Source organism: Streptomyces sp. DSM 15324, from assembly GCF_001514285.1.
Taxonomy (GTDB): Bacteria; Actinomycetota; Actinomycetes; order Streptomycetales; family Streptomycetaceae; genus Streptomyces.
Map to the genome: position 1 here is coordinate 1 of NZ_KQ949032.1, position 13,821 is coordinate 13,821.

The 13,821-nt window shown below is 69.8% G+C and carries 13 protein-coding genes and 2 pseudogenes; 8 read left to right on the plus strand and 7 right to left on the minus strand.

From position 1 onward, the window contains the following. Positions 1-205 precede the first annotated feature (205 nt). Positions 206-1,177 carry a helix-turn-helix domain-containing protein gene (locus AQJ58_RS44860; RefSeq protein WP_234360320.1) on the plus strand — a complete coding sequence of 324 codons (972 nt, stop codon included), beginning with the start codon at positions 206-208 and terminating at the stop codon, positions 1,175-1,177. On the opposite strand, the pseudogene AQJ58_RS27995 reads toward AQJ58_RS44860, so the two are convergent. Together AQJ58_RS27995 and AQJ58_RS28000 are read right to left on the minus strand one after the other, a co-directional pair. After that, positions 1,097-1,741, minus strand: a pseudogene (locus AQJ58_RS27995) (VOC family protein); the annotation flags it as partial. The gene AQJ58_RS44860 and the pseudogene AQJ58_RS27995 sit on opposite strands and share 81 nt — an antisense overlap. Before the next feature lie 85 nt (positions 1,742-1,826). Then, positions 1,827-2,135 carry a hypothetical protein gene (locus AQJ58_RS28000; RefSeq protein WP_067255196.1) on the minus strand — a complete coding sequence of 103 codons (309 nt, stop codon included), beginning with the start codon at positions 2,133-2,135 and terminating at the stop codon, positions 1,827-1,829. 102 nt (positions 2,136-2,237) lie between these two features. Between AQJ58_RS28000 and AQJ58_RS28005 the strand changes: the two genes are divergently transcribed. From AQJ58_RS28005 to AQJ58_RS28015, 3 genes are all read left to right on the plus strand, one after another. Then, a complete protein-coding gene (locus AQJ58_RS28005; RefSeq protein ID WP_067255198.1) occupies positions 2,238-2,810 on the plus strand; it encodes a TetR/AcrR family transcriptional regulator in 573 nt (190 codons plus the stop codon). 87 nt (positions 2,811-2,897) lie between these two features. Continuing rightward, entirely contained in the window at positions 2,898-3,821 is a 924-nt protein-coding gene (locus AQJ58_RS28010; protein ID WP_067255199.1) for a transposase family protein, read from the plus strand. A gap of 96 nt (positions 3,822-3,917) precedes the next feature. Beyond that, entirely contained in the window at positions 3,918-4,544 is a 627-nt protein-coding gene (locus tag AQJ58_RS28015) for a hypothetical protein (RefSeq protein ID WP_234360321.1), read from the plus strand. Here AQJ58_RS28015 and AQJ58_RS42865 read toward each other — a convergent pair. After that, positions 4,523-5,358, minus strand: a protein-coding gene (locus AQJ58_RS42865; protein WP_199844716.1) for an IS5 family transposase whose coding sequence is annotated in 2 segments (ribosomal slippage) — positions 4,523-5,010 and positions 5,010-5,358 — 837 coding nt in all. Because the reading frame shifts where the segments join, the coding sequence is not laid out codon by codon here. The two genes, AQJ58_RS28015 and AQJ58_RS42865, sit on opposite strands and share 22 nt — an antisense overlap. A 48-nt stretch (positions 5,359-5,406) precedes the next feature. Between AQJ58_RS42865 and AQJ58_RS44865 the strand changes: the two are divergent. From AQJ58_RS44865 to AQJ58_RS28035, 3 genes and pseudogenes are all read left to right on the plus strand, one after another. Beyond that, positions 5,407-5,586: pseudogene (locus AQJ58_RS44865) on the plus strand (helix-turn-helix domain-containing protein); the annotation flags it as partial. Between the two features lie 52 nt (positions 5,587-5,638). Then, a complete protein-coding gene (locus AQJ58_RS28030; RefSeq protein WP_067255208.1) occupies positions 5,639-6,232 on the plus strand; it encodes a Uma2 family endonuclease in 594 nt (197 codons plus the stop codon). Positions 6,233-6,373: 141 nt separating this feature from the next. Next, positions 6,374-7,135 carry an SDR family NAD(P)-dependent oxidoreductase gene (locus AQJ58_RS28035; RefSeq protein WP_067255211.1) on the plus strand — a complete coding sequence of 254 codons (762 nt, stop codon included), beginning with the start codon at positions 6,374-6,376 and terminating at the stop codon, positions 7,133-7,135. Between the two features lie 61 nt (positions 7,136-7,196). On the opposite strand, the gene AQJ58_RS28040 is transcribed toward AQJ58_RS28035, so the two are convergent. Then, the gene (locus tag AQJ58_RS28040) at positions 7,197-8,147 is read right to left on the minus strand and encodes a LysR family transcriptional regulator (protein ID WP_067255213.1); all 951 of its coding nucleotides are present in this window, start codon (positions 8,145-8,147) and stop codon (positions 7,197-7,199) included. A 104-nt stretch (positions 8,148-8,251) separates the two neighbouring features. On the opposite strand from AQJ58_RS28040, the gene AQJ58_RS28045 reads away from it, so the two are divergent. Then, the gene (locus tag AQJ58_RS28045; protein ID WP_067255214.1) at positions 8,252-9,460 is read left to right on the plus strand and encodes a cysteine desulfurase-like protein; all 1,209 of its coding nucleotides are present in this window, start codon (positions 8,252-8,254) and stop codon (positions 9,458-9,460) included. Between the two features lie 237 nt (positions 9,461-9,697). Here AQJ58_RS28045 and AQJ58_RS28050 read toward each other — a convergent pair whose 3' ends face one another. From AQJ58_RS28050 to AQJ58_RS28060, 3 genes are all read right to left on the minus strand, one after another. Continuing rightward, positions 9,698-11,077 (minus strand): LCP family protein, encoded by a 1,380-nt coding sequence (locus tag AQJ58_RS28050; protein ID WP_079079282.1) that lies wholly within the window; start codon positions 11,075-11,077, stop codon positions 9,698-9,700. 243 nt (positions 11,078-11,320) lie between these two features. Then, positions 11,321-11,794, minus strand: coding sequence for a carboxymuconolactone decarboxylase family protein (locus AQJ58_RS28055; RefSeq protein WP_067255216.1), 474 nt, complete (start codon positions 11,792-11,794; stop codon positions 11,321-11,323). Between the two features lie 156 nt (positions 11,795-11,950). Further along, positions 11,951-13,657, minus strand: coding sequence for a lysyl oxidase family protein (locus tag AQJ58_RS28060; protein WP_199844703.1), 1,707 nt, complete (start codon positions 13,655-13,657; stop codon positions 11,951-11,953). Positions 13,658-13,821 lie beyond the last annotated feature (164 nt).

Genomic DNA, 13,821 nt, shown 5'->3' on the forward strand with positions numbered 1-13,821 from the left:
AGTAGGTGAAAGAACCCGACCAAACCCCACCCCTCCCGCCCCGTGGATCAAACTCACCCGGGCGGGTGAAATAGCCCAACACAGCTGGATTTGGTGCCTGTTGCCTGGCTTACGCTCAACGCGACAGCCGCCGACATACGTCGGCCCCCGCAGGGACCGGCAATCCCGTGCGAGGGCCTGACCAACTAGGAAGCGACCCTTCCCGATGGATACCGAAAACCCTAGCGCGCACGCCCCCTCCAAGTCCCGCAAGCCGGGCAAGAACCACCCCCACGCGGGCGTGATTCACGAGCACGTCCGCCACACCACGCAGTTCACGACGATCGGCAACGACCTCGCCCAGCACAGGGAGCTGTCCGGTCTGGCGATCGGCCTCGGAGTCCACATCCAGTCGGTGCCACCCGGTACCTGCGTCGACATCAAGTCCCTCGCCAAGCGCTTCCCCGAGGGCGCCACCCGGCTCGCCGCCGCCCTGCGGGAGCTGGAGGCGCACGGCTATCTGCGCCGCGAGCGCCATCGCACCGCCGACGGCCGGATCGTCACTCGCACGATCTCCTGCAACAAGCCCGGCCACCGGCCGGCCCCGGCCGAGGCCTCCGCCAAGCCCGCCCGCCGCCCCACGCCGACCGAAGCCTCCAGCAAGCCCGCCCGCCGCCCCACCCCGACCGAGGCCTCCGACAAGCCCGCTCCCCGCCCCCGCCACGCGCAGGACAAACCCCCGCCGCGCCGCAAGCTGCTGCCCGCCGTGCCCAAGCCCGCGTACAGCTCCCCGGAGCTCCTCAGGACAGCCGTGGACCTCCTCGCCACCCTCCGCCGCCACGACCCCCGCCTCCTCCTCTCCGCCACCGACGCCGAACACCTCGCCCCCGGCGTCGCCGCCTGGCTGGAGCGTGACCTCACCCCCACCGCCGTACGCCACGCCCTCATCGCCGGCCTCCCCGAAGAACCCCTGTACCGCCCCGCGGCCTTACAGGCTGGTGCGCGATTGCCCGGGGCAACTTGTTCGGGCGGAGTGGCACTATCGGGCGTGCTGGGTAAGGCCGAACAGAGCGCCGGTGGGATCGCGCAAGACCACGTCTCCGTTGGCGTCCTGGCGGACCTCGGTCGCACCGAGCTGTCGGGCCTGCTTGGCGTCGGCATCGGGTCTGCTGCTGGCGAAACTGACCAGCCAGAGTGATCGCTGCGCCGTTGGTTTTCCTGGCGGCGGGCTGGTGGCGGCGATGGAGTTGTCCGAGAGCCGGAGCTCGGTGTGTTCAGGGTTGGAGTTCCAGTGCAGGGCTGGTCGGTAGAAGGCGGCGGCCTGCTCGGGGTGGTCGGTGAGCAGGCTGATGCCGACGAAAGTGCCCGGCTCGTGGTTCAGCTGCATGCCGGTGTGGGTGCCGGGCTGCCAGAGTGACAGTGGTGCGCCGACGGGGTCGATCGCGACGGCGGCGTGGCCGAGTGTCCCGACCTGGGTGGGTGCCACGATGATCTGGGCGCCCAGGTTCGTGAAGCGGGTGGCGGTGGATTGGATGTCCGACACGGTGATGTTGATCGTCCAGTAGGGCGGGCCGGGGTCCTCGGCCGGCCCGAGGGCGGCGACGAGTTGTCCGCGCAGTGTGCAGAGCCTGTAGCCGTTGGGGTCCGGTGGGGCGATGGTCCAACCGAACAGCGCGGTGTAGAACGCCGTCGTCGTCTCCATGTCGGGGGTGCCGAGGTCGATCCAGCTCACGCTGTTCTCGGGGTGCCGCGTGATGTTCATCGAGATGCCTCTCCATTGGGGCCGCCTCGCCCCGGCGGTGGAGCGAGGCGGTGTCCAGTACTGATGTCGGCGACGGCCTGCGGTGTCAGGTGTAGTAGGGCGAGTTCAGGTCGATGCTGGCGTCCTTGACGATGTCGCCGTCGAACAGGCGTGTCGTGGCCGGGGCTCCGGCTCGGCGGGCTTCTTCGGCGAAGGGGCCCTGGGCGAAGGCCAGGGCGTTCTCGGCGCTGTCGAATTCGTAGAAGCCGCCGATGGTGTGGGTGCCGATCCCGGACAGCCACGTCTTGCGGATCAGGCCCGGTGCGGTTTTCAGGGCCGTGTTGACCTGGTGCCAGTCGAACTGGTCGAACGGCACTGCCGCCTGGATCTCGGTGTAGAGAAAGGTCTTGCCCATCAGGAACCTCCGGTTTCGGGGCCTGTCCGGCCCGTCACTAGTACGTGCGTCCTAGTAATGTGAGCATGGAGTAGGATGGCCGTACTAGTCAAGGGGGTCGCGATGGCCGCGGACACGAAGTCCCGCATGATCAGCGCAGCGATCGGGCTGCTGCAACGCCATGGCCTGGCCGCGATGTCCTTCACCGACGTCCTGGCCGAGAGCGGTGCCGCGCGCGGGGCGATCTATCACCACTTCCCCGGCGGCAAACAGCAACTCGCGCTCGAAGCTGCCCGCCGCAACGCGGAGGACGTCCGCGGTCACCTGCACGAACTTCCGGCCCGCACCCCACGCGAAGTCGTGGAGGCGTTCCTTGGCAACGTCCGCCCCGTGGTGCAGGCGTCCGCCGAGGGTGGCGGTTGCGCGGTCGCGGCGGTCACCATCGACGGCGGTGCGGCCATTGCCGACCAGGGCAGCCTGCGCGCTGTCGCGGCCGACGGGTTCGCCGGCTGGGTCGGCGAACTCACCGAAAAACTCACCCGGGCCGGAATGAGCTCATCCCAGGCCGCTGATCTGGCCACCCTCCTGATCGTCACACTCGAAGGCGCCCACATCCTCTGTCGTGCGGCCGGCAGCATCGCGCCTTTCGACAGCGCCGCCACGGCCCTGCTCTCCGCTCTCCCGAGCTCGGATTGACCCGGTGGCAGAACAGGGCAACGGGCGCGCTGTAACGATCACGCTTCTGCCACGGCATGAACAGGGCCGTGCGGGTTGGGTGTTGTCGTGACGCAATGCCTAGGCCGCACGGCCCTGTCCCATCGTCTCTTCACCGGCCTCCAGCGCCGTCGACTCGGTTCGCTGATCGCGGAGTTGGCCGAGGCGTGGACGGCCGCAGAGGAGGGCCGACTGCACGAGCGTCGAGACCGCAGCCGGTTGCGTGCGGCCGGTGCCGGACCCAATCACCAGTTGGTGTTCACCGACCGGGTCATCGCCACGCTGGTCGTCCTGAGGTTCCAGCTCCCGCACGGGGCTCTGGCCCTGCTCTACGGAGTGGACCGCTCCACGATCACCCGGGCTGTCCACGAGGTCCGTCCCCTTCTGGCCGCTCGTGGCTTTGCTGTTCCCGGACAGGGTGACCTGCGGCTTCGCACTCTCGCAGATGTCTTCGCCTATGCGGCGGCCGAGGATGTCGAGCTGCGGCTGGACGGCACGGAGGTCCGGGTTCGACGACCCCGGGCGAACAAGCCGGGCCGTCGCGCCTTCGTCTCGGGCAAGATGCGGCAGAACACCAAGAAGGCCACCGTCGTCACTGACGTGCAGGGCCGCACCCTGTGGGCCGGGGCCTTCCGGCCTGGCAGAATGCACGACCAGACAGCCGTGAAGACCGAGGGAATCTACGACCTGTTCGAGCAGTACCCCCAGGTCAGGGCCAAGGTCGACGCGGGCTATCGGGGACTTGCCAAGCAGTTCCCCGACCAGGTCCAAGCCCCGCCGCTCAAGCCGAAGAAGGGCGCCTCTCCCGAAGACATCGCCGCCTGGGACGCGGCCCGCCGTCAGCAGTCCTCGGAGCGCATCTGCGTCGAGCACGCCAACGCCGAACACAAGCAGTGGCGAACCCTCCAGCGTTATCTCGGGCGCCGCGAGTACTTCGACGAGACCTATGCGGCAGTCGCCGCCCTGGTCTCCGACCGCGCCGCCGAGAGGTGAGCGCCAAGCAGACAACCCGCCAGGCCAACACGCCCCGACCTCATTCGTGCACAAGGCCGTTAGACGTCATCTCAATTGGTCCGGCTGCACACTTGGATGGCGGTGGCACTGGACTGGGCTTTGCCGCATGATCACGTCATGAGAAGTCCTGCTGCCTTCCGGGACCAGACGAACTGGTCCGGTGGCTACTATGAGCTGGCTATGGAGGTGGGATCGAGTGATGATGCCCAGCTTCAGGCCGTCCTGAGCGCTCTGTGGTCCGCCGCAGATGTCCATGGGTGCTTTGGGCGCAGAGACCGTGAGCCTGAGGAGCAGGATGCTGTGCCGTGCACGGTTGGCTCTCTGGCCGAGTTCGGCCACCTTCACGGTCAGGTCCGCCTGCCGACGGACCAACTGGTCGTGTGCGGGTGCGTGGCGATCCGCGGCGGTGATGAATGCGGCGACTGGCTCGACTTTTACGTCCCCCTAGGCGCGCTGGATCACGCGGGCCTTGCGTACTGGGACGGTCAGCCATTCTTCAGGTCCAACGTGATGGACGACTGGCTGGCTGCCATCGGGACCGAGACTTTCAAGAGCGCCTCCTTCAGCCTGGGGGTCATCGGCTTCGAGGTCTCTGGTTGCACCGACGCCTCGACGCTGGCAGGAGAGATGCCGCAGACGCGGGGCATCGGATACCTGCTGCCACAAGGCGAGGTCCTGCACTACGGCGCCGCCAACACGTGACGTTTGTTGCGCCGGTTGGGCACGAGCCTGCGGTAGCAAATCAGGGTGCAGGCGATGCTCGTGAAGGCGAGAAAGTGTTCCGCTTTGCGCTCGTAGCGTCGGTGGAGACGTCGGCAGCCGGCGAGCCACGCCATGGTGCGTTCGATGGTCCAGCGGTGACGACCCAGTCGCGTCGAGGTCTCGATGCCCTTGCGGGCGATGCGGTGGATGATGCCACGCCCCCGTAACCATCGCCGCAGGTAGGAGTAGTCGTAGCCCTTGTCGGCGTGGAGCTTTCCCGGTCGGCGTCGCCGTCGGCCGCGGCGGGAGCGGATGGGTGGTATGCCCTTGACCAGGGGTATCAAGGCCTGGCTGTCGTGCAGATTCGCCCCCGAAATTCCGACGGACAGGGGCAGACCTGTCCGCTCGGTCATCAAGTGGATCTTCGAGCCGTACTTGCCCCTGTCGACAGGATTCGGACCTGTCAGCTCCCCCTTTTCAAGGCCCGCATGTTCACCGAGTCGATCGCGCAACGGGACCAGTCCAGCTCACCGCGGGCACCAAGCTCATCGAGGACCAGGCGGTGGAGCTTCGCCCACACCCTGGCCTTCGTCCACTCGGCGAAACGTCTGTGCGCCGTGGCCCCCGATGGCCCGAACGACGCCGAGGGCAACTGCTGCCACGTGCAGCCCGACGTGGCCACGAACACGATCGCAGCCAGCACCTCTCTGTCACCGTGACGCCGTCGGCCACCGCCCTGAGGCCGCACCGGCGCCTCGGGAACGACCCGCTGGAACAGCTCCCACAACTCGTCCGGCACCAGCCGTTCAACGATCCCCACCACGACCGACAGCCTACCGAGCCAGCCAAATGAGATGACGTCTTACTCGCCCACCGCCTGACCGCCCAGCTACCGCCCCTGCCACCCTTCCGGCCCCCGGCCCCGGCCGTCCCGCAGCCCAGACACCCCTTCCAGAACTGCGACGGATGCGACCGCCCCTTCCGCGCCCCGGCCCCGGGGCGCTGCCGCGACTGCCGATCCGATTCCGCGCCGGGCACCTAGCATGAGAGCGACGATCCTTGCCCCTGGGCACAGACGACGAGGAGCGAGCGCCATGACCACCGCCTCGAAGAACGCACAGCAGGGCGCCTCCCACCGATACCGGGCCATGCGGAATTTCATTCAGTCCACGGACGACACGGTGCCCGGCAAACTCGAAGTCACCAAGGAAGGGATCGTTCACGACATGATGGCGCCCGTCGGCCCACATGAACTGACCACCGCGCATATCCGGAAACGCCTCGAAAGGGTGATCCCGGAAGAACTCCTGGCCCACACGGGCGAGCCCGATGTCGAGGACGAGTCCGAGGGCATCATGCGCCGCCCTGACCTGATGGTGATCGCCTGGGCGGACATGGACGTGCCCGGTTCCTTCGATCCCCGCACCCTCGTCGCCGCCGTCGAGGTCGTCTCCCGGTCCAACCCCGACAACGACTGGGTGACCAAAGTGCGTGACTACGCGCTCATCGGCATCCCCGTCTACGCCGTCTTCGACCCCCGCACCGGCACCGGCGCCGTCCTCACCGACATCCACCCCACCCCCGACGGCCCCCGCTACGCCACCCGCAAGGACTTCGTCTACGGCGAGGACGTCACCATCGCCGACTGGACGATCTCCTCGGAGGGGCTCCCTCTGTACGGCTCCTGATCGGCCCCGGCGAACGGGCGGCGGGCACCCCGCATCCTGCCGCATCCGGCCCCGCTCCCCCCGTCCGGCCCAGCCTGACCTGCGGTGCTGGGTCCGGGCGGCCGATGCTGGGCCTGGAGGTCGTCGTCTCAGGAGGTCACGATGGGTCGTCTCGACGGGCGGGTGGCGATCGTCACCGGTGGGGCGCGGGGGATCGGCGCCGCGGTGGTGCGCCTGCTCGCGGCCGAGGGGGCCGCGGTGATGATCGCCGACATCCTGGAGTCCGAGGGGAGCACCCTGGCGCAGGAGCTCGGCGCCCCGGCCCGCTTCCTGCACCTCGACGTCAGCGACGAGGGAGGCTGGCGGAAGGTGGTCGCCAAGGCCGAGCAGCACGCGGGACCGGTGTCGGTGCTGGTGAACAACGCGGGCATCGCCGGGTGGGGCACCCTGGAGGAGGAGAGCCTGCTCCAGTTCCGCCGGGTCCTCGAGGTCAACCTCCAGGGCACGTGGCTCGGGATGCGCGCGGCGGCGCCGTCGCTGCGCCGGGCCGGCGGCGGGGTGATCGTGAACATGTCCTCCCTGGCGGGCCTGACCGGGTACGCCGGCGTCGGCGCGTACGTGGCGAGCAAATGGGGCGTGCGCGGACTGACGAAGACGGCCGCGCTGGAACTGGCCGGGGACGGCGTGCGCGTCTGCTCCGTCCACCCCGGCGCCATCCGTACGGCGATGACGGCGGGCTTCGACGACCGGTTCGTCGCGGGCCAGCCCATCCCCCGCTTCGGCACGCCCGAGGAGGTCGCCCGCACGGTCCTGTTCATCATCACCGAGGCCACCTTCGCCACGGGCTGCGAGTTCGTCCTCGACGGCGGGGTCCTCGCCGGTGCGCCGGTGCTCGTGGACCCGCCGGCCGACACTCCCGGGTAGTGCCGGCCGTCCGCCTGCCGACGGGCGGGTCCGGCGGCGTCGGACGTCCCGGGCCTGCCCTTCAGTCGCTCCCCGATGAGGGGTCGCTCACGCCCCCGACCACCCTCAACGCCTGCGCCAGCAACCCCAGCAGTTCCTCGACCACCGGATGCCGCACGCCCGGGCGGCTCACGGCCAGGACCTCGCGGTGGAGCGGGGTGGCTTCCGGGGGGAGCGCGACCCGTTCCACCCGGGGGCGGTCGGCGTCTTCGGTGAGGAGGGTCGCCGGGATCAGGCCCACCGCCAGGCCCGCGCCGATCATGGCCAGCATGCTGTGCAGGTCCTCGGTCTCCAGGGTGACCTCGGGGGAGATGCCCAGCTCTCCGGCCCAGCGGTGGAGCAGTCGGCGGTCGGGGCTGCGGGCGTGGCCCGAGGTCCATTCCATCGTCAGGCAGTCCGCCAGTTCCCACGGGCGGGCGTCCGGGCGCGGGCCCGCGACGAGGACCAGGGGCTCGTGGCCCAGCGAGGTGACGTCCCAGTCGTCGGACGGGCTCGGCGGGTCCTCGGGCAGATAGCGGTAGGCGATGAGCAGGTCGAGGTCTCCCGAGGTGACCCTGGGCAGCCCCTGGTGCGTCTCCACGATCACCAGACGGATCCGGGCGCCCCGGCGGCGGGGGCGCAGCGCGGCCAGCACGCCGGGGAACAGATGGCTCATCGCGCTGGGGTAGGCGCCGACGCGGAGTTCGGCGATGTCGCCGTCCGCGATGCGGGCGGCGGCGTCCTGGAAGCGTGCGGTCGCCTCGAACAGGCTCCGCGCCGCCTGTGCCAGGGAGCGTCCGGCCGCTGTGAGGATCAGCCGGCTGCCGGGGCGGCGTACCAGCAGTTCCACGCCGAGGTCCCGCTCCAGGGCGGCGATGTGCTGGGACACCGCGGAGGGCACGTAGCCGAGGGCCGCCGCGGCCTCGGCCATGGAACCGCGGTCCACGACGGCTAGGAAGGTGGACAGAAGTTTCAGATCCGGCCGGCGGTTCATGAACCGTGAACTCTCCCTTCGTGATCCCTCGCTTTACGTGTCCGCGGACCCGGTGCCAGAGTCTAGGAAGCCCCAAGCCCGCTGTCTCCCTGAAAGCCGAGGCCATGGCCATCGACCTGACCGCCCTTCGGGCCCACTTCCCCTCCCTCGACGGGGGTCTCGCGTTCTTCGACGGGCCGGGCGGCACCCAGACGCCCCGCCCCGTCGCCGAGGCCATCGCCGCGACCTTGACCGGCCCCCTCTCGAACCGGGGCACCGTCAGCCCGTCCGAGCTGAACGCCGAACGCGCCGTCACGGAGTTCCGCGCCGCCTACGCCGACCTGCTGGGCGTCCCGGCGGGCGGCGTCGTGCACGGACGCAGCGCCACCCAGCTCACCTACGACTTCTCCCGCCACCTGGCCAAGGACTGGCGGGCCGGTGACGAGATCGTCCTCAGCCGGCTGGACCACGACTGCAACGTCCGCCCCTGGGTCCAGGCCGCCGAGCGCGCGGGGGTGACCGTCCGCTGGATCGGGATCGACGCCGGGACGGCGGAGCTGGACCTCGGCTCGCTGGAGCGGGCGCTGTCGTCCCGGACGCGGCTGGTCGCGGTCACGGCGGCCTCCAACGTGCTCGGCACCAAGCCGCCCGTCCGCCGGATCGCCGACCTGGCGCACGAGGCCGGCGCCCTGGTGTACGTGGACGGCGTGCACTACGCCGCCCACCACCTGGTGGACGTCCCCGCGCTCGGCGCCGACCTGTTCGTCTGCTCGCCGTACAAGTTCCTCGGACCGCACTGCGGGGTGCTCGCGGGAGCGCCCGGACTCCTTCAGACCCTGCGCCCGGACAAGCTCCTGCCCTCCCCCGACACCGTCCCGGAGCGCTTCGAGTTCGGCACGCTGCCCTACGAGATCCTGGCGGGTGCCACCGCCGCCGTGGACTTCCTCGCCGCGCTCGACCCGGGCCCGGGGAGCACGCGCAGGGAACGGCTCACGCACTCGCTGGACGCCCTGCACGAGCACGAGGGGGTGCTGCGCACCCGGCTGGAGGAGGGGCTGCGTGCCCTGGGCGACGCCGTCACCGTGCACTCGGTCGCGGCCGACCGCACCCCGACGCTGCTGATGACCCTCGAAGGCCGCGACGCCCGCGAGGCCCAGGTGCACCTGGCGGAGCGGGGCGTCCTCGCCCCCGCGGGGTCGTTCTACGCCTACGAGCCCTTCGCCGCGCTGAAGCTCCAGGACCCGGCTCTCCGTGTCGGCCTGGCGCCCTACAACACCGTCGAGGAGGCGGACCGTTTCCTCGACGGCCTCTCCTCCTTCGTCGCCGGGGCCTGATCCGGCCGCCCGCACGGGGGGGACAACGAACGAGTCCCACCCCGTGCGACACGGGATGGGACTCGTCATCGGAGCGCCGGGCAGGCCTTGCACCTGCATTTCCCCGCAGGAAGCGGGGCGTCTTTCCTTGGACCACCAACGCAGAGGTCGTTCACCGTTTTTGTTTCCCGGTGACCGGCTCAAGATCAACCTTACAGCATTTCCTGAGCCCTTGCGACCACTCATGATCACCTGTGCTCAGGCGACGTCCTCCACCTTCAGGTCCGGCCCCACGACCACCGTGACCACGCCGGCCGCCGCCGAGGCGTCCTGCACCGCACGGGCGTGGGGGATCCGCGAGGCGAGCGCGGCGGCCTGGCGCTGAAGTCCCGCCGGGTAGGTGACCGTGGTCGTGGTGACCGTCGAGGGCGCGTTGCCGGTACCGGCGAGGCGGTAGCCGGCCTCGGTGAGCCGCTCGGCCACGGCCGCCGCCCGGCCGCCGATGCCGGTGCCGTTGAGGACCTGGAACTTCACCGAGGACGCGTAGACCACGTCCTTCTTGGCGGCCTCCACCTGCGCCTTGGTGACCTCCTTGTCCTGGGCCAGGGAGGTGAACAGATCGGCGGCCTGCGGGTACTGCCAGACGACGTTCGCCTTGTCGGTGGGCTGGTCGGCCTCCCGCCCGTAGTTGGGCACGGTGACGAAGCTCAGCCGGTCGCTGTCGATGCCCTTCAGCTCGTTCGCCAGACCGTACAGCGGCTCGATGCCGGCCAGCGCGGTGTCGGCGGTGAGGGACTTGGTGACGGACTGGAGGAAGCCGTACATCGCGTCGGCGTCCGTGAGCTTGGACTTGGCTTTCTTGGCCATGGCGTCCATGAACTCCTGCTGGCGGCCGATACGGCCGATGTCGGAGCCGTCGCCCACGCTGTAGCGGGTGCGGACGTAACCGAGGGCCTTCTCGCCCTTGATCGTCTGGCAGCCCGCCTCCAGGTCCAGATGGGCCTTCTTGTCGTGGATGGCCGCCTCGGGACAGACCTCGATGCCCTCCAGCGCGTCGACCATGCCCTTGAAGCCGGAGAAGTCGATCGACATGAAGTGGTCGATGCGCAGACCGGTGTTGGCCTCGATGGTCTTGATGCTGCACGCGGCGGCCCCGGCGACCTCGCCGCCGCTGCCGCCGATCGCGAACGCCTCGTTGATCTTGAAGTGGTGAGGGGAGGACGTGCCCCCGTCGCCCTTCTCGCAGGAAGGTATCTCCACCCAGGAGTCGCGCGGGAAGGAGACCACCGACGCCCACTGGCGGTCGGCCGGGATGTGCAGCACCATCAGCGTGTCCGACTGCATGGTGGTCAGGTCCTTGCCGTACTTGGCGTTGGCGCCGTCCCGGCTGTCGGACCCCACGAGCAGGATGTTCTTGGAGCCGGGGCTGAGGTTCTGGGGACGGTCCCCGCCGAGCTTGTCGTCGACGTCGGCCCGCCCGATGTTGTTGTTGAGGTCCTGGTAGATCCAGGCACCGACGCCGCCGACCGCGAGGACGACCACGGCGGTCACCCCGCCGCCCCAGGCGACGATCCGGCCGCGCCGGGTCAGCCGCGTACGGCCGCCGCCGCCTCTGCCCCCGCGGCCGGCCGACTCCATCGGAGCGTATCCACGCCTTCTCGTTCCGCTCATCGGCGCCCCGTCCCTCCGCATCGGCCGCTCCATGCCTCCACCGTGCTCGGGTCGCCGGCGTGGTCACCGCCGAACGCCGGAACACTACACGCAGGTAGGAATACGTCCGACGAGCACAGACGTCTCAGGAGACTCGCACAACGGCCCAACGGTTGCCCTGTTGCGCAGACAAGACGTTCCGTCAGGCCGCCGCGCGGGCCGGGCCCGGCCTCAGCCGAACATGCCCGGCCGGTAGTCGCCCGCCGGCTGCTGGACGACGACGTTGAGACGGTTGTAGGCGTTGATCAGGGCGATCAGGGAGACGAGGGCGGCGAGCTGGTCCTCGTCGTAGTGCTTGGCCGCGTTCTCCCAGGCCGCGTCCGTGACGCCGCCCGCCGCGTCTGCGATACGGGTGCCCTGCTCGGTCAGCTCCAGGGCGGCGCGCTCGGCCTCGGTGAAGACCGTGGCCTCCCGCCAGGCCGCGACCAGGTACAGGCGCTGGGCGGTCTCACCGGCGTGGGCCGCGTCCTTGCTGTGCATGTCGGTGCAGAAGCCGCAGCCGTTGATCTGGCTGGCGCGGAGCTTCACCAGCTCCTGGGTCGCCGCCGGCAGGGTGGAGTCGGCGATCACCTTGCCGGCCGAGTTGATGTACCGGGTGAACTTGCCGGCGACCGGGTTGGCGAAGAGGTTGAGGCGGGGGTCCATGGTGTCTCCTCGTGAGCTTGCTCTCGGCTGGTTACACCTCTCTGACGGAGCGCCCCGGACGAGTGTGACCGGCCAGGATGTGGCCTGCGTCACATCCTGGCCGGTCGTAGGGGTCGGCGGCGGTCGTAACCCGTCCGCCACCGACCCCCGAGGTCACTACGGCGCGTTGACCAGGTCGTACGGCGGGACCTTCACCGTACGGTGGCCGGGCGTGCCGCCCAGGACGACCTTGCGGTACGAGATGTTGTTGTTGACGTTGGTCTCCTTCAGGCGCTTGGCCGGGTTGGCGACCACCTGGATGTAGTACGTCCCGTTGGCCAGGTCGGTGATGTCGAAGGACTGGCCCGGACGGTACTGGGTGTAGGTGTCACCGGAGCCGACGTCGAGGACCTCGCGGACGGAGATCGAGCTCTTCTGGCCGCAGGCCGTCGACAGGTCGGTGTTGTACGGGTGCCAGTTGGCGTTCTTCACCGTGTAGTCGACCGCGTCGGTGTTGGCGAGGCAGAACGCCTCCTTGCCGCTCTTGACGATGTCGGTCTTGTCGGCGGAGAGCAGGTGGTAGCTGGCGAAGTCGGTGAAGTGCCAGTGCTCGTGGCCGATCCGCGGGTCCCACTCCATGGTGCCGGCGGGGGCGTAGCCGATCTGCTTGCCCCTGGCGTCGTAGAAGTACTGGTACGAGTCCATCAGGTCGGCGTTCGGCTTGCGGAAGCCGTCCACGACGAGCGGCGCGGGGCCGGCGTTCCAGACGTTGGCGCTGAAGGCGAGGTAGTCGCGGCCGGCGGCGTCGCCGTCCTCGCCGTCGGTGATCGCGATGTCCCAGGCGGGCAGCGAACGCAGGTCCGGCTTGGGCGCGTTGGCGGGGACCGTCGCGCGACCGCTCGGCCGCTGGCTGTTGGCCTTGAGCGCGGGCGCGATGCGCGAGCCGTCGGTGTGCCCGGCGCCGTCGCCGAGGTGGTGGGCGAGACCGCGGTCCTCGAGGGCGTGGGAGAGCGCGGAGGGCACGGGCGCGTCGGCGCCGCGCGGGCCGTAGTGGTGCCCGGCGCCCCTGTCCATCCCGGCCATCGCGCCGTGGTCCATCCCGGCCATGTCGTGCGACATGGCCGAGGACCCGCGGGTGAGCCCGGCCCCGCCGCCTTCGCCGCCGCCCTCGCTGATCCGGCGGACGGTCACCTTGATGGTGGGCGCGTCGTTGGGGATGCCGAACAGGTCCCGGTACTTCTTCGCGATCGACACCTTGGCGGTGTACTCGCCGGGCGCCAGGTCCACCGGGTGGTCGTAGTCCTGGGTGGTGGTGTTGGCGGCCCAGCCCTTCTCCACGCCCCACACCGAGCCGAGGGTCCACGGGTTGGTGGGGCAGCTCTCCGGGTAGTGCGAGGTGGCGGGCGCGTCGGGGCGCAGCCGTCCGGAGGCGTTGTTCGGGCAGAAGGTGCTCTTGATCTTCTTCACCTCCGTCCCGGCGCTGTTCTTGACGGAGATCTCCAGGAAGTCGGGCAGCCCCTGGAAGTTCTTGACGAGCCCGGCGGGCAGCTTCTTCGTCGTCACCTGCGAGCCGTTGCGCAGGATCTGCTGCACGACGACCGGGTCCTTGTACGACTTGCGCGTCGTCTTGAACTCCAGCGGCGCCTTGTCGACGGTCAGGTAGGTGCCGAGGTCGAAGTCGAGCTGGAAGCCCCCGTCCCACTCGTACCGGTCGAGCGTGACGGCGCTCGACGCGGCGATCAGCTTCAGCTTCGGCTTCCCTGCGGTGCTCTGCGGCGCGGCACCGGCGCCGGGGGCGGCCCCGGCGACGGCGACGACGGTGAGCGCGGCCCCCGCGGCGAACGCGCCGCGCTTGAGGCCCTTGCGGTGTTGCGATCTGGTCATCGGTTCCTCGTCTGCGAGTGCCATGGTCACTGGCATCGGACAGGCCAGCCCACACCCCGGCCATCACCCGCGGGCACACCCCACGCACCCGCCGACCGAGAACTGTGAGCACCCTGTGAGAGCGGCAAAAACCCTGCCACGGTTGCCTGTTGAGGAGGAAAGTA